18 protein-coding genes, 1 tRNA gene and 3 pseudogenes are annotated in these 21,877 nt (G+C 42.8%); 10 read left to right on the top strand and 12 right to left on the bottom strand.

Features of this window, described 5'->3' with window-relative positions; all coding sequences use genetic code 11:
- Window positions 1-13: 13 nt before the first annotated feature.
- From LW728_RS13175 to LW728_RS13160, 4 genes are all read right to left on the bottom strand, one after another.
- Complete coding sequence (locus LW728_RS13175) at window positions 14-1,540, bottom strand: GldG family protein (RefSeq protein WP_287668938.1); 1,527 nt, start codon at window positions 1,538-1,540, stop codon at window positions 14-16.
- Window positions 1,541-1,542: 2 nt separating this feature from the next.
- Complete coding sequence (locus LW728_RS13170; RefSeq protein WP_004163762.1) at window positions 1,543-2,373, bottom strand: ABC transporter permease; 831 nt, start codon at window positions 2,371-2,373, stop codon at window positions 1,543-1,545.
- Window positions 2,363-3,304 (bottom strand): ABC transporter ATP-binding protein, encoded by a 942-nt coding sequence (locus tag LW728_RS13165; RefSeq protein ID WP_287668935.1) that lies wholly within the window; start codon window positions 3,302-3,304, stop codon window positions 2,363-2,365. Before LW728_RS13165 ends, LW728_RS13170 begins: the two co-directional genes overlap by 11 nt.
- A gap of 111 nt (window positions 3,305-3,415) precedes the next feature.
- The gene (locus tag LW728_RS13160) at window positions 3,416-4,396 is read right to left on the bottom strand and encodes an ABC transporter ATP-binding protein (protein ID WP_287766923.1); all 981 of its coding nucleotides are present in this window, start codon (window positions 4,394-4,396) and stop codon (window positions 3,416-3,418) included.
- Between the two features lie 263 nt (window positions 4,397-4,659).
- Between LW728_RS13160 and LW728_RS13155 the strand changes: the two genes are divergently transcribed.
- Window positions 4,660-5,526 (top strand): alpha/beta fold hydrolase, encoded by an 867-nt coding sequence (locus LW728_RS13155; protein WP_287766921.1) that lies wholly within the window; start codon window positions 4,660-4,662, stop codon window positions 5,524-5,526.
- Window positions 5,527-5,702: 176 nt separating this feature from the next.
- On the opposite strand, the pseudogene LW728_RS23235 reads toward LW728_RS13155, so the two are convergent.
- From LW728_RS23235 to LW728_RS13135, 4 genes and pseudogenes are all read right to left on the bottom strand, one after another.
- Window positions 5,703-5,854, bottom strand: a pseudogene (locus LW728_RS23235) (DUF29 family protein); the annotation flags it as partial.
- Between the two features lie 166 nt (window positions 5,855-6,020).
- Window positions 6,021-6,461 carry a DUF29 domain-containing protein gene (locus LW728_RS13145; RefSeq protein WP_287668926.1) on the bottom strand — a complete coding sequence of 147 codons (441 nt, stop codon included), beginning with the start codon at window positions 6,459-6,461 and terminating at the stop codon, window positions 6,021-6,023.
- Between the two features lie 410 nt (window positions 6,462-6,871).
- Complete coding sequence (locus LW728_RS13140; protein WP_002775710.1) at window positions 6,872-7,114, bottom strand: DUF2283 domain-containing protein; 243 nt, start codon at window positions 7,112-7,114, stop codon at window positions 6,872-6,874.
- Window positions 7,065-7,331 (bottom strand): hypothetical protein, encoded by a 267-nt coding sequence (locus LW728_RS13135; RefSeq protein ID WP_002798441.1) that lies wholly within the window; start codon window positions 7,329-7,331, stop codon window positions 7,065-7,067. Before LW728_RS13135 ends, LW728_RS13140 begins: the two co-directional genes overlap by 50 nt.
- A gap of 386 nt (window positions 7,332-7,717) precedes the next feature.
- Between LW728_RS13135 and LW728_RS13130 the strand changes: the two genes are divergently transcribed.
- Both LW728_RS13130 and LW728_RS13125 read left to right on the top strand, forming a co-directional pair.
- Complete coding sequence (locus LW728_RS13130; RefSeq protein WP_287766919.1) at window positions 7,718-8,227, top strand: type IV pilin-like G/H family protein; 510 nt, start codon at window positions 7,718-7,720, stop codon at window positions 8,225-8,227.
- 345 nt (window positions 8,228-8,572) lie between these two features.
- Window positions 8,573-9,139: a type IV pilin-like G/H family protein gene (locus tag LW728_RS13125; protein WP_287766918.1), complete on the top strand. Its 567-nt coding sequence runs from the start codon at window positions 8,573-8,575 to the stop codon at window positions 9,137-9,139.
- On the opposite strand, the pseudogene LW728_RS13120 reads toward LW728_RS13125, so the two are convergent.
- Window positions 9,130-9,255, bottom strand: a pseudogene (locus LW728_RS13120) (IS630-like element ISMae27 family transposase); the annotation flags it as partial. The gene LW728_RS13125 and the pseudogene LW728_RS13120 sit on opposite strands and share 10 nt — an antisense overlap.
- 98 nt (window positions 9,256-9,353) lie before the next feature.
- On the opposite strand from LW728_RS13120, the gene LW728_RS13115 reads away from it, so the two are divergent.
- The gene (locus LW728_RS13115; RefSeq protein WP_287766917.1) at window positions 9,354-10,142 is read left to right on the top strand and encodes a hypothetical protein; all 789 of its coding nucleotides are present in this window, start codon (window positions 9,354-9,356) and stop codon (window positions 10,140-10,142) included.
- Here the strand turns inward: LW728_RS13115 and LW728_RS13110 are convergent.
- On the bottom strand, window positions 10,139-10,603 hold the full coding sequence (locus LW728_RS13110; RefSeq protein ID WP_002801591.1) for a DUF29 domain-containing protein: 465 nt from the start codon (window positions 10,601-10,603) through the stop codon (window positions 10,139-10,141). The genes LW728_RS13115 and LW728_RS13110 overlap by 4 nt on opposite strands.
- Before the next feature lie 230 nt (window positions 10,604-10,833).
- Here LW728_RS13110 and LW728_RS13105 point away from each other — a divergent pair, with 230 nt between their 5' ends.
- Window positions 10,834-11,769, top strand: coding sequence for an NAD-dependent epimerase/dehydratase family protein (locus LW728_RS13105; RefSeq protein WP_002801594.1), 936 nt, complete (start codon window positions 10,834-10,836; stop codon window positions 11,767-11,769).
- A 68-nt stretch (window positions 11,770-11,837) separates the two neighbouring features.
- Here LW728_RS13105 and LW728_RS13100 read toward each other — a convergent pair whose 3' ends face one another.
- Window positions 11,838-12,050: a DUF2839 domain-containing protein gene (locus LW728_RS13100; protein WP_046661580.1), complete on the bottom strand. Its 213-nt coding sequence runs from the start codon at window positions 12,048-12,050 to the stop codon at window positions 11,838-11,840.
- A 153-nt stretch (window positions 12,051-12,203) separates the two neighbouring features.
- Here LW728_RS13100 and LW728_RS13095 point away from each other — a divergent pair, with 153 nt between their 5' ends.
- The 5 genes and pseudogenes from LW728_RS13095 (at window position 12,204) to LW728_RS13075 (ending at window position 17,988) form a co-directional block, all read left to right on the top strand.
- On the top strand, window positions 12,204-13,439 hold the full coding sequence (locus LW728_RS13095; RefSeq protein ID WP_002801597.1) for an LL-diaminopimelate aminotransferase: 1,236 nt from the start codon (window positions 12,204-12,206) through the stop codon (window positions 13,437-13,439).
- A gap of 92 nt (window positions 13,440-13,531) precedes the next feature.
- The gene (locus LW728_RS13090) at window positions 13,532-14,362 is read left to right on the top strand and encodes a metallophosphoesterase (RefSeq protein WP_287670403.1); all 831 of its coding nucleotides are present in this window, start codon (window positions 13,532-13,534) and stop codon (window positions 14,360-14,362) included.
- Between the two features lie 202 nt (window positions 14,363-14,564).
- Window positions 14,565-16,394 (top strand): tetratricopeptide repeat protein, encoded by a 1,830-nt coding sequence (locus tag LW728_RS13085; protein WP_287766916.1) that lies wholly within the window; start codon window positions 14,565-14,567, stop codon window positions 16,392-16,394.
- 225 nt (window positions 16,395-16,619) lie between these two features.
- Window positions 16,620-17,666: pseudogene (locus LW728_RS13080) on the top strand (glycosyltransferase family 4 protein); the annotation flags it as partial.
- 235 nt (window positions 17,667-17,901) lie between these two features.
- Window positions 17,902-17,988: transfer RNA gene (locus LW728_RS13075), tRNA-Ser, on the top strand.
- Between the two features lie 290 nt (window positions 17,989-18,278).
- Here LW728_RS13075 and mfd read toward each other — a convergent pair.
- Window positions 18,279-21,761 carry a transcription-repair coupling factor gene (gene mfd, locus LW728_RS13070; RefSeq protein ID WP_287766915.1) on the bottom strand — a complete coding sequence of 1,161 codons (3,483 nt, stop codon included), beginning with the start codon at window positions 21,759-21,761 and terminating at the stop codon, window positions 18,279-18,281.
- Window positions 21,762-21,877: the final 116 nt, after the last annotated feature.

Raw genomic sequence — 21,877 nt, 5'->3', positions numbered from 1 at the left:
GATTCTAACTCGATTAACGACGTTGCCACCAAGTCAATCCAGCTAGGGTAAATCCCCCTAAAGGCATCACTACCATCGCTATCCAAAAAATAGCGTTAGCTTGCAGGGGATTTAAATTAATTCTTCTATTTTCTGGTTCCTTAGCCCGGATAGATAAGGTGGCTGTTTCACCACTGGCTAACCACTGCACAGAATTTAAAAATATATCTCCGTTTAACTGTTGTTCAAATAGTCCATCGCTGGCAAAGCTGGCATTACCAATCACGATTAATTTACCTTTTTTTCCCGTCAGAGCAACTCCTAGATCAAAGGGGCCAGCTAAATCTTTTTCAGGGTTAAACTGGAGATTCTGATCATTTAAATCACTCTCAGCCCACATTTTATCATTAGTAATCATTAAAGATACGGCTTCAATTCCTTCGATGGGAACGGTGGCGATGGGACGAGCAAAGGGAAAGATAGAAATACCGTTAGCAAAATCCCGGGTAATGGGATGATTACCGTAATTGGTAATAATGGGACTAGCCGGACCTAAACCAATGATTTCCCCGGCACCAGAAGCATCAATAATAATCCGATTATCTAGTTTCACACCCCAAGGGGTTAATAAGGGTTCTAATCCGGTTTCGGTTTGAGGGTCAATCATTAATAAAATTTTGCCCCCTTGCTCAAGATAGTTTTTTAAAGCGGTGACTTCTTGGGGAAATATTTTTCTTTTGGGACTGGCAATAATAATGACATCGGCATTATTGGGAATGGTGGAACGTTCCACTAGATTAAGTGGTTCTACTTGATAACCTTTTGCTTCTAAACTATTGACTGCTTGTCCTAAACCCCCTTGAGGTTCTTTGATGGCATTTTCTCCATGACCTTGCAGAAAGTAAGCGGTTAGAGTGCGATCGGTTTTAGCGGTTTCGATGGCGTTACTCAATTTCGCTTCGGTGAGACTTTCCTCTTCACTAATAGTTTTCAGGGGTTGTTTTTTTTCACCATACTGTAGATAGACTCTGGCTAGATTATCATTGGCTAGTTTTTTAAATTCCTGAGCGATATTGGGTTTTTTCTCCGGGTTAACTATTTCGTACTGAAATTGGGGGTTTTTGCGTTGATAATTGGCTAAAAGTTCCTCTTCGTTGCCACTGATTCCCCGGGTTGAAAAAATCCAGACTTTGACGGGTTTTGACAGATTGGTTAATAGTCTTTCGGTTTGGGGGGATAAACTAAAGATTTGGTTTTCGGTTAAATCAACTCTATAGGGATAACGGATGGCGAGAAAGTTAATTAAACCGATAACGCTGAGGACAATAATAGTAGTAATGAGGGTTTGAGCGCCGGTGCGGGTACTTCTTTTTTGCCAAAATTCTTTGGCAGTGATTACTAATAACAACAGCCACCCTAGAAACAGAATAGCCCCGGCAATTAATAACCCCAGAGAGAGGGATGACCATTGACCGGAGATTAACCCCACGGTTAGACCAGCACTAGCCAGAAAGAGGGCGGGTATATAGAGAAATTTACCGTATTTTTGCCAGGATATCATAGTTAGTTTCTTTGATAACGGTCCGCTTCGATCGATTGAGTAGTTAGGAAGATTCCCAGCAGAATATAACTGAGGAGGATGACTAAACTACTACTGTCAAAAATTCCCCGCACGAAATTGTTAAAGGGTTGATACCAAGATAGATGGGAGAGTAATTCTTTCAGGAAAAATCCGATCTGTTCTCCCACTTCTCCTCCGATGCGATCTCGAAAGAAGGTTTCGGCATTGTTAGCAATGACATCCAGTATCCAGATAAATAAGATGGTGATAAAGGTGATGATGTAAGCCAGGATAGAACTATTGGTGAGGGAAGAAATAAACATTCCGATGGCTAGGATGGCCGCTGCCAGTAAAATTAATCCTAGATGAGCTAGTAAAATACTGGCTATATTCACCGGGGGAACTGCGCTACTAAAAACCACTATTTCATAAATCCAGAGGGGGGTAATCATCACGGTAAAAAAGGCCAGCACTCCCAATAATTTACCGATGGCTATACTCCAATTGGTCAGGGGGGAAGTGGCTAAAAGTTCTAGGGTTCCCTGTTTTTTTTCCTCTGCGTATAATCCCATAGACAGGGCTGGCAAAATTACCAACAATAAAGAGGATAAAATAATGCCGATGAAAGTGGTCATAAATTCAGATACCGTATCTCTGGCTACCAGAAATCCCGATTGTTCTTGGATACTAACATCGAGAATAATGCCGTAGAGAAGGGAGTTAAAGAAAAATCCCGCTACTAACCAAAATATGCCCATAATGATATAGGCATTGGCGGCGGTAAAATAGCTTTGAAATTCCTTGCGAAAAATCGCCCAGATATTATTGATCATGCCTCTCCTCTTGCTGGTTACTTTCCCCGCTGCCGATTACTTCCAGAAAGATATCTTCTAGGGTTTTGCGGGTGCGACGCATTTCTAATAGGTTATAACCATTGTTGACAACTATTCTAGCAAGTTCTGCCCCTAGGTTTGTTCCCACTTGACCAACAATTTTAAGCAGGTTATCGCCGACTTTTGCTGCTTGCTCGACTTGCGGCAGTTGTTGAAGGATTTCTAGCAGGGAATCCCTATCACCCTCGATCTCAATTTCATAACTGGAACCGGCAGGGGTAGCGGTAGTAATATTATTGGCCACGATGCGACCCCGATTAATAATTGTCGCTCGATCGCAGGTAATACTCACTTCTGGCAAAATATGAGTGGAGAGAATAATTGTATGTTCTCCCGCTAAACTTTTAATCAGATTTCTCACCTCGATAATCTGTTTCGGATCCAATCCTACTGTCGGTTCATCTAAAATAATTACCGGTGGATCGTGTACGATCGCTTGGGCAATTCCCACACGCTGTTTATAACCCTTGGATAACTTGCGGATAATAACTTTTCTTTTTTCTAGTAACTGACATTTGCTTAAAACTAAATCTACCCGCGCTTTTCTATCCCCCGATGAGATGCCTTTAATCCGTGCGACAAAATCGAGAAAACTTTCCACGGTCATCTCCGGATACAAGGGGGGATTTTCGGGAAGATAACCAATGCGACGACGCACTTCTAAGGATTGTTGATGCACATCATATCCTGCTATCCTTGCTGTTCCTGTGGTGGCAGGAATATAACCGGATAAAATCCTCATGGTCGTGGTTTTTCCCGCTCCATTGGGTCCCAAAAAACCGAGAATTTCTCCTTTTTCTACGGTAAAATCTACGTCACTTATTGCCGTGGTAGAACCATAAATTTTACTCAGATGTTCGACTTCAATCATAAGCTTTATCAGTTATCAGTTATCAGTTATCAGTTACCAGATGTGAGTTTTCAGTCAATAGTGTTAAGTGACAAGTTCGGAGCTTTCTTTTCACTGATTACTGATTACTACTCACTGATAACTGATTTTTCCCAGACTATGATCGCGATTAATTTCTACCACTATATCCGCTTGTTTGAGCAGGGGTGGGAGAAATAATTGCGGATGTAAACTTTTCCAAAAATACTTGACAAATTCCTCGATTTCTGATGGGGTCATACCTCCTTTTGTTTCGGCCGCCTGTCGCCATTGTAAACTGTAACGGTAGTCAAGGGGATAAAGAATCAGTAAGCGATCGATTTTTGACCAGAGGGGTAGATATTCTCGCAATCTTTGATTATTATCCCTGGCGAATTGTCGGTCTTCCTCGCTATTAATCGGATCGGGGGCATGATCAAAGACTGTTTCTTCTACTGGATTCATGCCCACAAACCAACCCTCGAAAAAAAGAATATCGACTCCCTCCACTTGTTCCGCTGCAATTCTATCTCCTTGTCCTCGATGCAGGGACTTGTCAAAACGCGGGATTAAAATCGGACTTTCTTGCTGACAAACCTGTTCTAAAACTTTAATTCCTAATGCTATATCATGAGTACCCGGTGGACCACGCCAGCGCAATCTTTCATCCTTTTGACGCAATTTTATTCGCTCATTATAGGTCTTATAAATATCATCTAAAGAGAGATTATTTACTTTTAAATCAAAATAGGCTAAAATAATCGACATTATGGATGTTAAGGTGGTCTTTCCCGTGCCTTGGGGAGCCAAAATGCCTTGAATCAACGGTTTTGCGTGGTTGCGTAGCTCTAGCGCCCAAGGAATCCACAAGCGCCAACAGCTGATCAAAATCTGATTTGGCTGATTTATCCCTAACTCCTGACATTTTTGCCAGACTCGCGGCCAGAGAATCGTTAATAGTTCCGCCCTTTCCTGTAGGATGAGAGGGTTAGTCTCCCTAAAACTTAAGGATTCGATCGCTAGTAAATCTTCTAGATCCGCCTCAGTTAAGGGATTTTCGTCGATTAATCCCTGTAAAATCGTCAAAATCTTCATAGCTGTTATTCAGGAGTAATTCTCTGGGGTTAGCCACCCATACCAGCAGATTAATCCCGCTCAAGATTTTTTTGAGAGTGTTTTTTAGGGTTATTTGCCCAAAAATGAAGGGTTTGCAGGCAGGCACGGATTCCCACTATATATATAAGTATATGTCAAGTTCCCTTTTCAGTCAAGGGGTTTGGCCAAAAATCTCTAGCTTTGTCTCCAGTTTCCCAATCGGTTAGACTAAGAATTATTCACATTACTTAACAAAACAGCCGATGAATACAGCTGCTCTGACGATAAGGCAAAATTGGCAATGGCAAGGAAATTCGATACACTATGTGCAAGCGGGTACTAGAGTCACGGGAAAACCCCCTTTACTATTAGTCCACGGTTTTGGCGCTTCCACTGACCATTGGCGAAAAAATGTGTCAGGTTTAGCCTCAGAATGGGAAGTATGGGCGATCGATCTGCTAGGATTCGGTAGATCAGCTAAACCGGATCTTGTCTATAGTGGCAATCTTTGGCAGCAACAATTAAACGATTTTATCAAGGAAGTTGTGGGCCAACCGACGGTTTTAGCGGGTAATTCTCTGGGGGGTTACGCTTCTCTCTGTGTAGCTGCTAATCATTGCGAGAATGTTCGGGGATTAATTCTCCTCAATAGCGCCGGTCCCTTTAGCGATACAGAAAGCAATCGTCAGCCTAATTTAGCACAAAAATTACTGCGATCGATGCTGCTGCAACCCTGGGCCAGTTATCTCTTATTTCTCTATACCCGTCAACCCAAAACTATCCGCAAAACCCTAGAGAAAGTATATCTCGATCGCAGTGCCATTACTGAGCAGTTAATAGAAGATATCCGTCGTCCTTCCCTGGATGCGGGAGCAGCCAAAGTTTTTGCTTCTGTGTTTAAATCTCCCCGGGGGGAAAATGTGGATATTCTCCTGCAAAAGTTAAGTTGTCCCCTGTTGATGTTATGGGGTGAGGGGGACCCTTGGATGAATACTAGGGAACGCGGGTCCAAATTCCGTCAATACTATCCTTCTCTCACAGAATATTATCTAACTGCCGGTCATTGTCCCCACGATGAAATTCCCACAGAGGTTAACCAGTTGATTAGTGATTGGGTGAAAAGCTTATAGGTAGTTAGGGATCGGTTATCAGGTTTTTATTTTTTTGACGCTTATCTAACCTGAAAAAAGAGGGTTCGCAGGCAGGCACGGATTCCCATTCTACATATAAGTATCTGTCAAGTGCTGGGATTTGTCAAGGGTTTTTTTGAAAAAATCTGCCAGAATTTGGCCAGTAGGAAAGACATTGGCCGGTATTGGTAGAGAAGCAGATGAATGAGCAATTGTAGGGGATAACTATCTACTTTATGTCTCTGTTCGTTCCCCAATCTAATACATCTGTCCGTCTTTGTCGCAGTTGTTGGGCCGTTTCTTCTAACCAAGCAAGATAGTCTTGTTCTTATAAGTCTTTGGTATTGGTCAGGTATTAGGTTTTTATTTTTTTGACGCTTATCTAACCTGAAAAAAGAGGGTTCGCAGGCAGGCACGGATTCCCATTCTATATATAAGTATCTGTCAAGGGCGGGGATTTGTCAAGGGTTTTTTTGAAAAAATCTGCCAGAATTTCAGGGGAGAAAATCGGAATCGAGGATTTGTTCGGGACTATAGGGGCAGCTTTCGGCAAAGATAGCGGCCGGTAATTGGCTTTTTTGTCGGACTCGCTTCACTGCCTTGGGGTAAATAACGGCGATTCTGGTTAAAAAATAGTTATCAAGGGTTTTCGACTCCAATAAAAGTTCTAATTCCACCCGAAAGTTACCGATTTCGTCCTGCCATTCCCGCGCACATCTTTCTCGTTCCTCCAGCCAGTATTGGTAGAGGAGCAGATGAATGAGCAATTGTAGGAGATAACTATCTACTTTATGTCTCTGTTCGTTCCCCAATGCTTCGATTTCTTCTCCGAGATGTTCCCAATCTAATACATCTGTCTGTTTTTGTCGAAGTTGTTTGGCCGTTTCTTCTAACCAAGCAGGATAGTCTTGTTCGTATAAGTCTTTAGTTGTCATACCCTATCCTGTTTAGTGCTGGTCAGGTATTAGGTTTTTATTTTTTTGACGCTTATCTAACCTAAAAAAAGAGGGTTCGCAGGCAGGCACGGATTCCCATTATATATATAAGTATCTGTCAAGTGCGGGGATTTGTCAAGGGTTTTTTATTGAGATTTTGTTAATCATCTCGAATACCGTGCATCATGGATTAGTAAACGCTCCGAAAGATTGGCAATATTCCAGTTTTCACCGTTATGTTGAAGAAGGAATTTATGATCAGATGTGGGGAGCTTCAGAAAAGCTGATCTTTGATAGTGATATTGGTATGGAATAAAATGTAGAAGTAAAACCCAAAAAATTCAGGTAAGAAATAAGGGCAATGTTGGGTTTCGTCACCTCAACCCAACTTACAAGATCAGCGATCACCTTTATCGAGAAGAAATAGCTACCTGCACATTCGGAGAAAAATTCTCGATTTTTCGAGAAGCATTAAGAATTTCAATCCCGATTACATTACCTGCTTGATCATAGTCAAGAATAACCCCCGGACTGATTGCCTCACTTTCTTCTACGGGTGTGTCATGCCAGGTAATTGTTAAAACGTCAACTTCAGCATCATATTTAGCTTTCATTTGATAGCTGCCTATATTTTCTAAGTTTACTGGTAACATATAGTGTAACAATTTTTTGAGGCTCAACTAAGTCATTAATGTAAATTCTCAGAAGATAAGTTTTATTGTTAATGGCGACAAACGTACCTTGATAAACTTTGAGTCCATCTTCTTCTAAAATTTGCTCAGGATTATTGAGGATGTCCTGCAATATTTTTAAAGAGATTTGGCGTTGAATAATTTTTTCTTCGGCATGGTGACTTAAAATAAAGTTCACGAGGATTTCGGAGTATTTTTGGTTCTTCGGTTTGTCTTATGCAATGGACGAGGTTATAAGGAATGAAACCTTTATAGAGACAGACATTGCCGCAATTTTTGTCAATTGTTGGCGATCTGGAGCGAACTAATCAATTAAATCTCTTGCCAGATAAGGATTGAGTCGATTTATGCCCCCACATCGAACCATACCAAGTCCCGAAGAGCCAAAGCCTTGACGTACTGACCTTGTTTTTAGGTAAGGGAATTGCCAGATTCTTTCTTGGATGCCCTTATCACCCCATCACCCCACCTCCCCCAAAAAAATTTTTTGCAAGGGTGATAGGTTTTCTGAAACAGGTGGGTAAGTTGTTTATAGACAGAAAAACATCCACCAGGAATACAGCCATGAACTCTGCTTTCAAATTCAAACTTATCCAAGCTCTCAACAAAAAGAACGGTAACAAAGGTTTCACCCTCATCGAACTCCTAGTGGTCGTTATCATCATCGGTGTACTGGCCGCCATCGCTCTCCCCAACCTCCTCGGTCAGGTGGCCAAAGGCAGACAAGCTGAAGCTCGCACCAACCTCGGTGCTATTAACCGCGCCCAGCAAGTTAACCGCGTGGAAACTGGTACTTTTGCGCAGCTTGGAAGTCTTCCCATATCTGTAACAGGCACATACTACACATTCACTGGACCTACCAACGCCAATGCCACCGGGGCTGTAACTGATGCTTCCGCTATCAGCACCTACAACAACGATATTCGCGACTACTCTGGTGGAGTCGGTCAAACTACTGCTGGTGTTTTCAGTTCAGTTATTTGTGAAACAGTTAGCCCGACTGCAACTCTTGTCTCTGCGACTACAACTAATGGTAGTGCGGCTTGTCCAGCCGGCAGCACACAAGTCCAATAGATATTCTTCCCAGATTGCTTAAAGGCTTTCTGGCATAACAACCAAGAATTGATAGTTAGCGGAAGGTGACAGGGAAATATTCTCTTGGAAAATCTGCGCTCTTGGTTATTTTGGGGATGGGATTTTATCAGTAAACAGTGAACTAAAAACTCACCTCTGATAACAAGGGCTGAATCTCAAACCTAATTTGTGAAGCTGAAAGCCTTGACGTACTCACCTTCTTTTTAGGTAAGGGAATTGCCAGATTCTTTCTTGGAGTCCCTTGCCTATTGCTTTCAGAGGCTGATAGCTGAAATCTCCAAAGCCCAACTAGAAAAATATAGTCAATATTGCCAGGGCCTAACCATGAAATACCTTCTTTTTTTAGCAATTAAATCACAAGGGAAAAAAGCGAGGGGTTTTACTTTAGTAGAATTGTTAGTAGTGGTGATTTTATTAGGAATTCTCTCCGCCGTCGGTTTACCGAATCTATTAGGACAAGTCGCCAAAGGTAGGCAAGCAGAAGCAGTGGCGATACTGGGACAAATCAATCGCGCCCAAGTGGCTTATCGCTACGAAAATGGTACTTTTGCCAGCGTAGAGACAAATCAATTACCCATTAGTGGCATTAACAACGCTAGATACTATACTTTTAGAGATCACACTGTGATGGCTGGCGGTAGTAATACTCCCAATGCTACTCAATCCTCCTATAGAGCGCAGGCACGGCCTCAATTTAATAATGATATTAAAAATTATGCAGGAGGAGTCGGACTGCTGGGAGACGGGCGCGCATTTCCCGTTATCTGTGAGGCTCTAACTCCTTTACAAGATGATGTTTTTTTCAACAATAATAACAGCTGTACCAATGGCACTGCGTTTGGTGTTCCACCGTCGCCTCCAGCGTCGCCATCTGTAATGCCGAGAGGGTAAAGTTTACTTCTTGGGTGATCAAGGGAGTTAAAATTACCCCATGCCAATAAGTTTTTCAAATATGGACAAACTCTCTCAATGGGATTTACTTCTGAACAATAGGGAGGTTGATCAAAGTGATCAGTTTCCCGCTTAATATTCATTTACGAACAGTCTCTAAAATAACCGAAAAACCTTTTATTTTTGTTAATGTTATTGACTTTCGTTCAAAGCTATGCTAGGCGCAAAAAAATCGCTCAATCTATCCCTACTTAAAACTCTTGGTTTAGTCGCCGTTATCGGTGGACTAATCATGGCCATTGTGGAAATGCAACAGGAAAAGGTGAAAACCTTGACCAAAGAAAAATTATTAGAAAGAAATTATAGTCAAGAATCTCGCCTAGAAAATGCTCAGGTTCAGTTATTAAAAAATATGCCAGCTTTTGGCTTTGATAATATGTTAGCCAATTGGTCAATGTTACAGTTTATTCAATATTATGGCGATGGGGATGCTCGCAAGGAGACTGGCTACGGTTTAAGTCCCGATTTTATGGAAATTGTCACTAAAAATGACCCGAAATTTGTCCGCGCCTATTTGATGATGTCCGTCCCTTCTTCTGTCAATGCCGGCAAACCCGAAAGAACTGTTGAAATTATGAATAAAGGTTTATCAAAACTCACTCCTGATGTCACCGATGCCTATTTTATTTGGTTATATAAAGGAGTGGATGAACTATTATTTTTAGGTGATATTCCTGCGGCGAAAAAATCGCATCAAATGGCTGCCGATTGGGCGAAAATTGCCGGTAATAAATTTATCGAAAAATCCGCTAGGGGAACAGTAAAATTTTTAGAAACTAATCCCGATAGTCGCGCTCCTAGAGTCGGTGCCTGGATGTTAGTCTGGCTGAATAGCCAAAACGAAGAAACCCGCAAGTTAGCTAAGGAAAATATCGAAAAATTGGGCGGTAAATTGCTTGTGTTCGGCGATAATCAAGTGATGGCAATTCCCCCGAAGGATTAGGGTTTAGTATATTTTTCATCCTGCCAAAACTTATGATTTAATAAACCATCAATATCCTTAGAAAAAGGACAAATATCGGGAAAATTAGCATCATATTCAATTCGCATATTCTCCACCGCTTCCTGATAACAATTGTCACAAATATCGGTTAAAAAACTGCATAAACTAGGGGAATCGTTAAGGATAGCTTTTAACTGGGATTGACAGCGTTTAATTGTTACTTCCCAACCTCGATAACAGTCGGACAAAGGAAGATAACGCCGTTTTAAAGCCTGTTCAAATAATGTAATTAAATGGTTTTTTAGTTCTCTTTTGTCTCGTCTTCCCAAAGATTCCACCTCCTCGATCAAATTCTCTAAATCAACCTGAGATAAATCCCCAGATTTTAATTGCTTAACCGTTTTCTCTATCCACAAAGCAAAATCTTGATCATAAAGATTTTTTACCTTTGCTAAAGTCATAATTTTGACCTTCTCTGTTGACTAATTACCTTCATTTTACCGAAACTTCGCCAATTCAGACTAAATCCGGTTATTAAAACCTGATTACTTATTCTCCCTATCCCAAGAGTGCCTCTCCTCAACCGATTTAGTATTATAGTTAAGGGATACCCCCAAAACCCAACAACTAACAAGCCACAAACTGCACCGATCGAGGGATAATATAACCTTGATATTGACAATGGCGACTTATGAAAATTTTAATTATGGGTGGAACCCGATTTATCGGTGTTTCTTTGACTAAAGTGTTAGTAGAACAGGGTCATGAGGTGGTATTATTCAATCGTGGCAATAAACCGGCTCCGGTTGCCGGAGTACGACAGATTCATGGCGATCGCACTGACCCAGCGCAACTGAAAGAAAAGCTTAAAAATGAGAGTTTTGAGGCAATTTTCGATAATAATGGCAGAGAATTAAGTGATACTCAGCCCCTCGTCGAGATTTTTGGCGACAGAATCCAGCATTTTGTCTATGTTAGCTCGGCGGGGGTTTATTTAAAATCCGACCAAATGCCCCATAAAGAAGGGGATAAACTAGATCCCAAAAGTCGCCACAAGGGAAAACACGAGACAGAAAACTATTTAAGCGAGATGGGTTTACCCTGGACTTCCATCCGTCCGGTTTATATCTACGGACCGGGCAACTATAATGACCTAGAAGCTTGGTTTTTTGACCGTTTGGTTCGTAATCGTCCTATTCCTATACCTGGTCATGGGGAACATTTTACCCAATTCGGTCACGTTGTCGATCTAGCTAAGGCCATGGCCGCAGTATTGGGTAATTCTCAGGCTATCGGTCAAGTGTATAATATTTCAGGCGATCGCTATGTAACTTTTAACGGTTTAGCGAAAGCTTGCGCGGCAGCCATGGGGAAAAATGCCGAGGAAATCGAGATTGTTAACTATAACCCCAAAAAATTTGACTTCGGCAAAAAGAAACCTTTCCCCCTGCGGGTTCAACATTTTTACGCTGATATTAATAAGGCCACCCGGGAGTTAAACTGGCAGCCCGAATATGATCTCGTCAGTGGTTTAGCAGACTCCTTCCAGAATGATTATCTCCCTTCCGGTCGCGATCGGCAAGAAATAGACTGGGCGATCGATGACCAGATCTTGGCAAACCAATAAAATTAATTTTCTGGTGGGGAGTTTTTTACTGATAACTGATAACTGATAACTGATGCAGCTTTAACTGGTCATTGGACATTCCACCAACCGAAGGCCGGCCCGACAAAACGAATAACTAGCCAAACCCCGGCTAAAACTCCTATACCAATCCAGGCACCCCTAGTGGTTAACTTGTAAGCTTGGGATGCTTGACTTTTGGTAATCGGTAGCCAAGGCAGGATATTTTCTTCCTGTCCATACTTATCACCCAGGGCCGATTGACGACGTTTTGATTCACCCATACTAATGTCAGTTATTAAGACGTTTTTCTCTGATTGTATATCGAAAGACAACAGGCCACACCCAATCCTAGTCCGTGAAGGAGGGCGATCGAAACTGACGGCCGACGACTGACTGTTATAAAATTAAAGGTTGCGACTGAAACGAGAATAATTATGGCAACCATTAACAGTAATTACTTAAAACTAAAAGCGGGTTATCTTTTCCCGGAAATTGCCCGACGAGTCCAAGCTTTTGCGGCAGCCAATCCCGATGCTAATATTATCCGTCTGGGGATTGGGGATGTCACCGAACCTTTGCCCCTAGCTTGTCGCGAGGCCATGATCAAAGCGGTGCAGGAAATGGGCGATCGCTCTAGCTTTAAGGGTTACGGGCCAGAACAGGGTTATGCTTGGTTAAGGGAGAAAATCGCTGTCAATGATTTTCAGGCTCGCGGTTGTGAGATAAGTGCCGATGAAATCTTTATTTCCGACGGTTCTAAGTGCGATACGGGCAATATTCTCGATATTTTTGGGGATAATAACTCGATCGCCGTGACCGACCCAGTATATCCCGTTTACGTTGATACTAACGTTATGGCCGGACACACGGGAGAGGTCAACGAACGCGGCGAATACGAGGGTCTGATTTATCTGCCAATTACCGCCGAAAATAACTTTACTGCCCAGATTCCGGCGGAAAAAGTCGATTTAATCTATCTCTGTTTTCCCAACAATCCCACCGGGGCCACGGCTACCAAAGAACATTTGACAGCTTGGGTCAATTATGCTAGGGCCAACGGATCGATTATCTTTTTTGATGCGGCCTATGAGGCCTTTATCACCGATGCCAGTTTACCCCATTCCATCTATGAAATCGAGGGGGCGCGGCAATGTGCGATCGAATTTCGCTCTTTTTCTAAAAATGCCGGTTTTACCGGGACCCGTTGCGCTTTAACCGTGGTTCCCCAAAGTCTCATGGCCAAAGCGGCCGACGGGACGGATGTGCAACTCTGGAAACTGTGGAATCGTCGGCAATCGACCAAATTTAACGGCGTTTCCTACATTGTCCAACGGGGGGCCGAGGCGGTTTATTCCCCAGAAGGACAGGCACAAGTAGAAGAACTTGTCAAGTTTTATTTACAAAATGCAACAATTATCCGAGAAAAATTAACCGCTGCCGGTTTAGAAGTGCATGGCGGCGTAAATGCGCCCTACGTTTGGGTAAAAACGCCCCAGGGTCTGTCGAGTTGGGATTTCTTCGATAAACTGCTACATACCTGTAATGTGGTGGGGACCCCCGGATCTGGCTTTGGGGCCGCCGGAGAGGGTTATTTCCGGCTATCGGCTTTTAATAGTCGTGCCAACGTCGAGGCCGCTATGGAGAGAATTATCGATAAATTTCAAGGCTAATGGTCAAAAGAGGGATGTTTGTGGAAGCATCCCCCAACAACCCCATCGGGAATTGATAGACTTTTGACATACTCACCGACAACGGCTCACCGATGCGACCCTTTTGGTTAGAATCCTTACAGGTAGAAAGATTAACGATCGCAATTGCTGGCCTACCGGCACATCTGCAAGGGATCAAGTTGGTGCAGTGGTCAGATCTGCACTGCGATGCACAGCATTTGCCTGAAGCTGTCCTAGAAGAAGCGATCGCCATTACTAATCAGGAAAAACCCGATCTCATCTTCCTGACGGGGGATTTTATTACCTATAGTCCCAGTCCAATTTTTGCCCTAGTTGATAGCATAAAAGCTCTCAAAAGTCAAGGGGGTATTTATGCTTGTTTAGGAAATCATGACAGTTATCTTCCCAACGCAAGGGAAACGGTCAGATTAGCCCTAACTAGCGTGGGAATTCGGGTACTCTGGAATGAAATCGCCACACCCTACGGCGAAAATTTTCCCATCGTCGGATTGGCCGATTATTGGTCTGGGGAATTTTTACCGCAAATCCTCGAGCAAATTTCCCCCGATATACCCAGAATCGTCCTTTCCCACAATCCCGATACAGCTATGATTTTAAAGGATTGGCGCGTGGATTTGCAGTTATCCGGCCATACCCACGGAGGCCAAGTGACTATCCCCGGTATGGGTTCCCTACCGATAGTTTTAGAGAAACTTAGGCGCTCGCTGCCTGAACCCTATGATCAATGGGTTCCCTTTCACCGGCAGTTCAGCAGAGTAGTCCGATACTGGCAATGGTCCGAGGGATTTCATCGAGTCGGGGAAAATCAATTATATGTTAATCGCGGCTTAGGAACCTATTTTCCCGGTCGTCTTTTTTGTCCCCCCGAAGTGACGGTAATTACTTTGGTTAACAGCAGTTAGGAGTCAGTAGCCGGTCGTCAGGAGATTATTTTTATTTATTCTCCCCACCCCCATCACCCCATCACCCCAGTTCATAATTCAACCGAGTCAGGAGTCAGTAGCCGGTCGTCAGGAGATTATTTTTATTTATTCTCCCCACCCCCATCACCCCATCACCCCAGTTCATAATTCATAATTCATAATTCATAATTCCCAACCACTTATGACAGAAAATAGAGATAACTTCAACGAAACTTATAAAGCACTAATTGAGCGCATTGTCAATCTAACTTTAGAAGGAAAAATTAGGGCTAAATCACAGGTTTATAACCTTTTAGCCGAGGGAGTAAAAAATGGCACAGGAGAAATTTTTGAGCGTTGTTTAACCGAAAAAATGATCGTTACTCGCTCACAGTTAGAAACAAAAATTAAAGCGACTAGGGTTTTACGGGCCTTGGAAACGATCGAAAGTGAATGGGAAAAATACCAAAAAACCAATCAGCAAAATTCTCTCACTGCAGCAGCGATCGATAATCTGGTAAAAATCGATCGAGAGGATCGTTTACTGACTTTAGTTAATTTAATTGATCCCAATCAAAATAATGCTTTAACCCTAGAACAATTACAACAGTTAGCCAAGCATTTACAGACAGTTGCTCAGCAGCGGGGAGAAGCAGATTTATGGCAAATTGCCACGGGAATTAATCTGGGGTTAAATACTTGGTCAAATTTATCGAATGATCTCACCAGTTGGCTGTACGAACAAAATCGCAATCTTGGTTTTACTAATGATAATGAGCGAGTGACTCCCTGGCAAATTTGGGCAAGTAAAGTTAATCCCTCCTGGTTAAAACGAGTATTAGAAAGTTTAGCTAATCAACAAGCTTTTGATTCTATCACTCAGGATTTAACTTTAGCCGATTGGGTAGAAACTGCTATTGTTTTTCAATATATCCAGAGAGGACTAATTAACTTTTTTGATCAGCGTATCTATAGCGAAAAATTAGGAGCCAAATTATCCATTTCTACCTTTCTCACCTTTGCTTTAATTTGGTCACTGTTAACCAATAGTTTCGAGCAAGTTAGTAAAAATTCTCTCTATAGTCGCGGCTGTTTTCAGATGGCTTTACAAATTCTGAGAACCTTTGCTCAACGGGATTATTTTCCTTTATACGGAGGAATTTTTGCCTCCTTTTCTGGCAGTTATCTCAAGGAGGCCTTAGATTATTTATCAATTCCTCTGCGTTATGTGGAAGGTACGGGAGAAAAGGCGAGAATTTTAACTTTAATTGCCTATTCTAATCGCATTCGCGGCGACTATCCACAGGCCAGAGAATGTCATCAACAAGCTTTAGAAATTGCTCGTCAACAGCAGGACTCTGCTTGTGAAATAGCTAATTTAAACCATTTATCGCGTCTCAATGCTATCCAAAAAAACTATACAGAAGCGATTAATTTAAGTCAGAGAGCTTTAATTTTAAGTCGTCAACAGGGTAATAGTTTAGGACAGGCTAACGCTTTAGCTAATTTGGGTTATAGTCAGGTACAGGAAGCACAACAGTTAGAGAGATACGATCCCGAAATTTATCAAAGTTCGATCGAGTATTTAAAACAGGGATTAAAGTTAGCAGAAAGTCTCCAAGATTGGCAGAGTAAATCCCTTTGTTGTAGCAGTTTAGGTTTAGCATATCTTGTCCTCGAAAGAACCCAAGATGCGATTAATATTCTCCTACAAGGATTGGAATCGGCCAAATACTACGGGGATGTATATCTGCAAGGTTTATTACTAACTTATTTAGGCGAAGCTTACTATCAAGACAAGAATTTTGAACAGGCAATTTATATGGGTTCTCTAGGAATGTATTGGCTACACGAAATCGGTGCAGTAGAATGGCGACAAGCTGCTAGTCTATTAACGGTTATTCGTGGCAAAAATATCGCAGCTTTTGAGCAGACTTTCAGTCTGGAACGTTCCTCCCTGATTAAATCTCTTGGGGTGGAAGGCTACCAATATATCTCAGAAATTCTCAGCAAATATCAACAGGGTAATTAGGGTTTGCTGAATAAATCTAAAAACCTTATTGGGTAAGACTTTTAGACTTTTTTTACCTCAAAAAGTGCCAACCATTGGAGTGATCGGGGGTACAATTCTGGGACTTTTTCCCTGAAAATTAGGTAATTGACCAGATGAAAATCGCTAAAACCCCACACCCCACACCCCACACCCCACACCCCACACCCTGTCCCCACGAAAAACTTTTTCAGCAGACCCTAATTAGTGAATACACAGCATAAGTTATTAATTAATCTCTCGGTACTTTTTCCCCAACCCACGGGAATCAGTACCTACATTCTTAACCTCTTACCCTACCTGAAAAATTTAGAACCAACCCTACTAACAGCTAATAGTTATCCCGACTTTAACTGTTATTCTATCCCCAAGGGTCTCGGCCCCGATCGAGGAGCGAAAGGTCATTTAAAACGCTTACTCTGGACTCAGTGGCAGTTACCGTCAATTTACCGACAATTAAACGCCAATTTACTCTTTTCTCCCCTCCCAGAAGCACCGATAAATTCTCATTGTCGCTTTGTCGTCATGGTCCACGATTTAATTCCCCTGCGGTTTCCCAGTTTTACTTCCCCCTTAACTCACTATTTCCGTTATTATGTGCCGCAGGTATTACAACAGGCAAAACATATCATCTGTAACTCTCAGGCAACGGCCAAAGATATCACTGAATATTATCAAATTCCCGCCGATAAAATTACTTCTATTCCCCTAGCCTATGATCATCATCACTTTCGTCCTATGGAAGATAATAAGCCAGAGCATCCCTATTTTCTCTATCTCGGTCGTCCCAATCCCTATAAAAATTTACCGCGTTTAATCGCCGCTTTTGCCCAACTGCCCCCAGATTTAACAGATTATCATCTTTGGATTGCCGGCAGCTTTGATCGCCGTTATACCCCCAATTTACAACAACAAGCGCGAGAATTGGCAGTCAGCGATCGCATTAAATTTCTCGATTATATCCCCTACGATGAGCTGCCCAAGGTGATCAGTCAAGCCACTGCTTTAGTCTTCCCCAGTCTCTGGGAAGGCTTCGGATTGCCCGTTTTAGAGGCTATGGCCTGCGGTACACCCGTTATTACCTCAAATTTGTCATCTTTGCCCGAAGTCACGGCAACAGCGGCAATTTTAATCGATCCCTATCGAGTCGAGTCCCTAGCCGATGCCCTAAAAATTATCGCTCAAGATCGACAATTACACTCAAAATTAAGTCATCTAGGCAAAAAACGGGCCGATGAGTTTAGTTGGCAAAAAATATCCCAATCGATCGGAGGGCGCAAGCTTTGCGCCCCTACAGTAACGGATTTTGTCCACAATGTAGGGGCGAACTGCGTTCGCCCAAAAGGTACATTATCAAAGCGCAGGTCCATTAACTGACAGGGTTTCCCGTCCAGATGAAGTATAACCTGATCGGTCATCGTCGGAAAAAGAAAAATAATTTGACAGATCGGCAGCATTTACTGTAGGATTGATGATCGTGACCTCAATTGGAGAGATGGCCGAGCGGTTGAAGGCGCAGCACTGGAAATGCTGTTTAGGGGTAACTTTAACGAGGGTTCGAATCCCTCTCTCTCCGTACCCAAAGCACCTTATGAGTAGGTAGGCGTTAAAAATTATCAGATATCCCCGTTATCAAGGGTAGGGTTGATTCATGAATCAACCCTACCTTATCAAGGGGGGATTAAAGGCAAAATCCATTTTTAACTTAATTATAACCAGCTACTTAGGTAGTCTTGCAAAAGTAATTTCCCGGTTGAGACAGGAGATTACTTTTAGTGATTATCTTCTCCCCTGCTCCCCACTTCATAATTGATAATTGATAATTCATAATTCCCAGTCTCCTATACTTTTTAAACAGGATTTAGTCTAATTCCTCGTCGGTAAACCATCTTTACACTTAGCTAACCACTCCAATAAACTATCTAACTGCTGTGGTGGTTTTACCGTTCCTAAACCCCTAACCGTCACCTGTTTGGGACTATAAACAAAGCGTGATTGTATATGTTGGGGTAGGTGTTCTTGTAATAATTTCCACGCTGGTTCCTCCATAGGAGTTTCTAGGATAATATGCTGTTTTCCGTCGGGTTTAATTCGCGAAAAACCGAGGGATTTAGCCAGATGTTTTAACTCGATTACCTTAAATAATTGTGCCACCGGTGCAGGAATTGCCCCGTATCTATCCACTAAATCCGCGGCAATTTGTCCTAAAGCTTTCTGAGAATTGGCAGTAGCGATCGCCCGATAGACATCCATTTTCTGCTCCAGATCGGATATATAATCGTTAGGAATAAATGCAGTTAATTTCAGATCGATTTGGGTATCCTCCACTTGGGGAATTTCTTGACCTTGAATTTCTCGCAAAGCTTCCTGTAACATTTCCATATATAGATCAAAACCAATCGCTTCCATTTGTCCCGATTGTTCCGCACCTAATAAGTTACCCGCACCGCGAATTTCCAGATCCCTAGTCGCTAATTGATACCCCGATCCTAACTGGGTAAATTCTTGAATTGCCTTTAATCTTTCCCGAGCGGTTTCTGTTAGTTCTGCCTTGGCCGGATAAAGTAACCAAGCGTGCGCTTGTACTCCCGATCGCCCCACCCGTCCCCGCAGTTGATAGAGTTGCGCTAAACCGAATTTTTGGGCATCTTCAATGATAATTGTGTTAACTCTGGGAATATCTAACCCCGACTCCACAATAGTCGTACAGACTAAGATATCCGCTTCCCCATTATTAAATGCTAACATGGTGGTCTCTAATTCGGACTCATCCATACGACCGTGGCCGATGGCAATTCTAGCACCAGGAATCATCCCTTGAATTGCTGCCGCTTTTTCTTCAATTCCCTCGATTCTGGGTACTACATAAAAAATCTGTCCCCCCCGATCCAATTCATTGCGAATTGCCGTTCTAATCACATCAGAATTATAACTAGAAAGGTGGGTTTGAATGGGACGACGAGAGGGGGGAGGTGTGGTAATTAAACTCATTTCTCGCACCCCAGAAAGGGACATATAAAGAGTCCGGGGAATCGGTGTCGCACTCAAGGTTAACACATCAATATTACTTTTAAAAGCCTTAATTTTTTCCTTTTGGTTGACCCCAAAACGCTGTTCTTCATCAATTACCAATAATCCTAAATCTTTAAACTCCACCGCTTTACTCAATAACAACTGCGTCCCCACCACTATATCCAATTCCCCCGTTTTCAAGCGCTGGACGATATCTTTTTTCTCGGAATTGGTGCGAAAACGATTTAATAAACCCACGTTGATGGGATAGGGGGCAAAACGTTCTTTTAGGGTGTGATAATGTTGTTGGGTTAAAATCGTTGTTGGTGCTAATAAAGCCACCTGTTTATGACCCGTGGTGACAGCTTTAAAAATAGCACGAATGGCCACTTCTGTCTTACCAAAACCCACATCCCCACAGACTAAGCGATCCATCGGGCGATCGCTTTCTAAATCCCGTTTCACATCCTGTATCGCTTTCAGTTGATCAGCAGTGGGTTGGTAGGGAAAGGAATCCTCTAACTCCCGCTGCCAGGGATTATCCATCGGATAGGCAAAACCCGATTTTTGGGACCGTTGGGCGTAAATATTGATTAAATCAACCGCTAACTTCTTAACTGACTTCCTGACGCGAGCTTTCGTCGCTTCCCACGCTTTGCCAGAGATTTTATGTAATTCTGGCTCTTGATTACCTGTATGACGATAACGGGAGAGATTATCAACAGAATCGGCAGGAACCCGCAATAATCCATCGGCATATTTAATAACTAGATAATCTCGACCTTGCACTATTCCGCTAATTGTGCTTTCTTGCTTTTCTAGTTTGATAAACTGTCCGATGCCATGGTGTTTATGTACTACAAAGTCGAGGGGACGGAGTTTGTTCACGTCCACCTGTACCGAGGCTGCTTGCCGACGTTTGCGGACGTAACCGGCAGTATTTAAAAGATGTTGCCCGAAGAACTCTCGATCAGTAACGACGACTATGCGATAGGTGGGTAGGATAAAACCTTCTAATTCAGCTAATCCTGAGTATTTTAGGGCTGTAGCGGTGTTTTGAATGATTAAGCGATCGATCGCCCCAAAATCGAGGGGATTGGGGATAAATTGGGACGGACAGTCGTGTTCCTGTAATAACGAGACTGTGCGGGAGGGTTGGGCAGATATTAACCATGTAGCGTACTTATTTAGTTTAATACCGCTATAAATCTCTCTTTTTCCCCGTAAAATTTCCGCTAGTTTGGCGAATTGTCCCGGATTGGTGGGAATCGGACGACTGGAGAGATTAAGGCTATTTTCGGACAGGTGATCGTCTATTTCCGAGAGGTAGAGATGGGGAAATTTAGGCGATATTTGCAGAGATTCGCCAAAAGAACGGTGAATTTTCGGTAAAGCTGGTTCTATCTCTTGCCAGCGTTCCCCAATATATTCTATCCAGCGATCGCTTCTAGCTTGACAGCTTTCCAGTTCATCAAAGGCAATAAGAGTATTGTCAGGGAGATAATCCAATAAAGAGGCAGGTTGACGGAAGGCCAAGCCTAAAAATCGCTCAATTCCCTCTGGATAAATGCCATTAGCCAATTTTTCTCGCTCTTCGGCCTCCAGATAATCGGCCACTGTCGGGGGGAGAGAAGGGGCAATCATCGCCGCGAAGCTAGTGGGAGTAAGAAGCAGATTGGGGATAGAATCGAGCGATCTTTGGGTGGCAGGGTCAAATTCTCGCAATTTTTCCAATTCATCGCCGAAAAATTCTAACCTGACCGGTAATTCTGCCGAAACTGGGAAAATATCAACGATATCGCCGCGACGACTCCATTGCCCTTCGGTTTCTACCAGTGAAACCCGTTCATATCCTAATCTAGCTAGGGTTAGATCGAGGTTTTTGGCTTCTATCACCCTTCCTACCTCAAAATTATCGCTATACTGCTCGAAAACCTCTCTAGGGGGTAAATGGGGCTGCAGGGCCTTTTCGGTGGTAACGATCGCCATTCCAGCCTCTTGATGAATGATTGTCGATAATACCTGCATCTGTCCCCAAATCATCTCGGATTCCCGATTAAATGTCTCGTAGGGGCAAGCTTCCGAGGTGGGATAAAAGAAAACACCTTTCCACGTCATCGCTTCTAATTGTGCCGCCCAACGTGCCGCTTCTTCCAGATTGGCACAGATAATTAAAAGATTTTTTCCTTGACAACGGGCGAAAGCTGTGCTTATTAATCCTTTCGGTAAGCGGGCAAGGCCCGTTAGGGTTAAATTGCCATTTTTCTCCAGTTTTTGGATAAGTTCGGCAGTTAATGGCGATTTTTCAATGTTGCGAATAACGGAGGCAAAAGTCATTTTTTCGTGTTCGGCACTCGGTTTTTAGTTAGGGTTTGCGGCAAAAAGTTTTTCGTGGGGACAGGGTGTGGGGTGTGGGGTGTGGGGTGTGGGGTGTGGGGTTTTAGCGATTTTCA

The sequence above is a fragment of the Microcystis sp. 49638_E5 genome, assembly GCF_021300285.1.
Classification (GTDB): Bacteria; Cyanobacteriota; Cyanobacteriia; order Cyanobacteriales; family Microcystaceae; genus Microcystis; species Microcystis aeruginosa_C.
This window is presented reverse-complemented; position numbering and strand designations above follow the sequence as displayed.

Coding starts and splice junctions, on each gene's coding strand:
- mfd (WP_287766915.1), bottom strand. CDS start 21,761: ATGACTTTTGCCTCCGTTATTCGCAACATTGAAAAATCGCCATTAACT.
- LW728_RS13160 (WP_287766923.1), bottom strand. CDS start 4,396: ATGAAGATTTTGACGATTTTACAGGGATTAATCGACGAAAATCCCTTA.
- LW728_RS13095 (WP_002801597.1), top strand. CDS start 12,204: ATGGCAACCATTAACAGTAATTACTTAAAACTAAAAGCGGGTTATCTT.
- LW728_RS13125 (WP_287766918.1), top strand. CDS start 8,573: ATGAAATACCTTCTTTTTTTAGCAATTAAATCACAAGGGAAAAAAGCG.
- LW728_RS13085 (WP_287766916.1), top strand. CDS start 14,565: ATGACAGAAAATAGAGATAACTTCAACGAAACTTATAAAGCACTAATT.
- LW728_RS13090 (WP_287670403.1), top strand. CDS start 13,532: ATGCGACCCTTTTGGTTAGAATCCTTACAGGTAGAAAGATTAACGATC.
- LW728_RS13105 (WP_002801594.1), top strand. CDS start 10,834: ATGAAAATTTTAATTATGGGTGGAACCCGATTTATCGGTGTTTCTTTG.
- LW728_RS13165 (WP_287668935.1), bottom strand. CDS start 3,304: ATGATTGAAGTCGAACATCTGAGTAAAATTTATGGTTCTACCACGGCA.
- LW728_RS13170 (WP_004163762.1), bottom strand. CDS start 2,373: ATGATCAATAATATCTGGGCGATTTTTCGCAAGGAATTTCAAAGCTAT.
- LW728_RS13115 (WP_287766917.1), top strand. CDS start 9,354: ATGCTAGGCGCAAAAAAATCGCTCAATCTATCCCTACTTAAAACTCTT.
- LW728_RS13110 (WP_002801591.1), bottom strand. CDS start 10,603: ATGACTTTAGCAAAGGTAAAAAATCTTTATGATCAAGATTTTGCTTTG.
- LW728_RS13130 (WP_287766919.1), top strand. CDS start 7,718: ATGAACTCTGCTTTCAAATTCAAACTTATCCAAGCTCTCAACAAAAAG.
- LW728_RS13140 (WP_002775710.1), bottom strand. CDS start 7,114: ATGTTACCAGTAAACTTAGAAAATATAGGCAGCTATCAAATGAAAGCT.
- LW728_RS13155 (WP_287766921.1), top strand. CDS start 4,660: ATGAATACAGCTGCTCTGACGATAAGGCAAAATTGGCAATGGCAAGGA.
- LW728_RS13175 (WP_287668938.1), bottom strand. CDS start 1,540: ATGATATCCTGGCAAAAATACGGTAAATTTCTCTATATACCCGCCCTC.
- LW728_RS13145 (WP_287668926.1), bottom strand. CDS start 6,461: ATGACAACTAAAGACTTATACGAACAAGACTATCCTGCTTGGTTAGAA.
- LW728_RS13100 (WP_046661580.1), bottom strand. CDS start 12,050: ATGGGTGAATCAAAACGTCGTCAATCGGCCCTGGGTGATAAGTATGGA.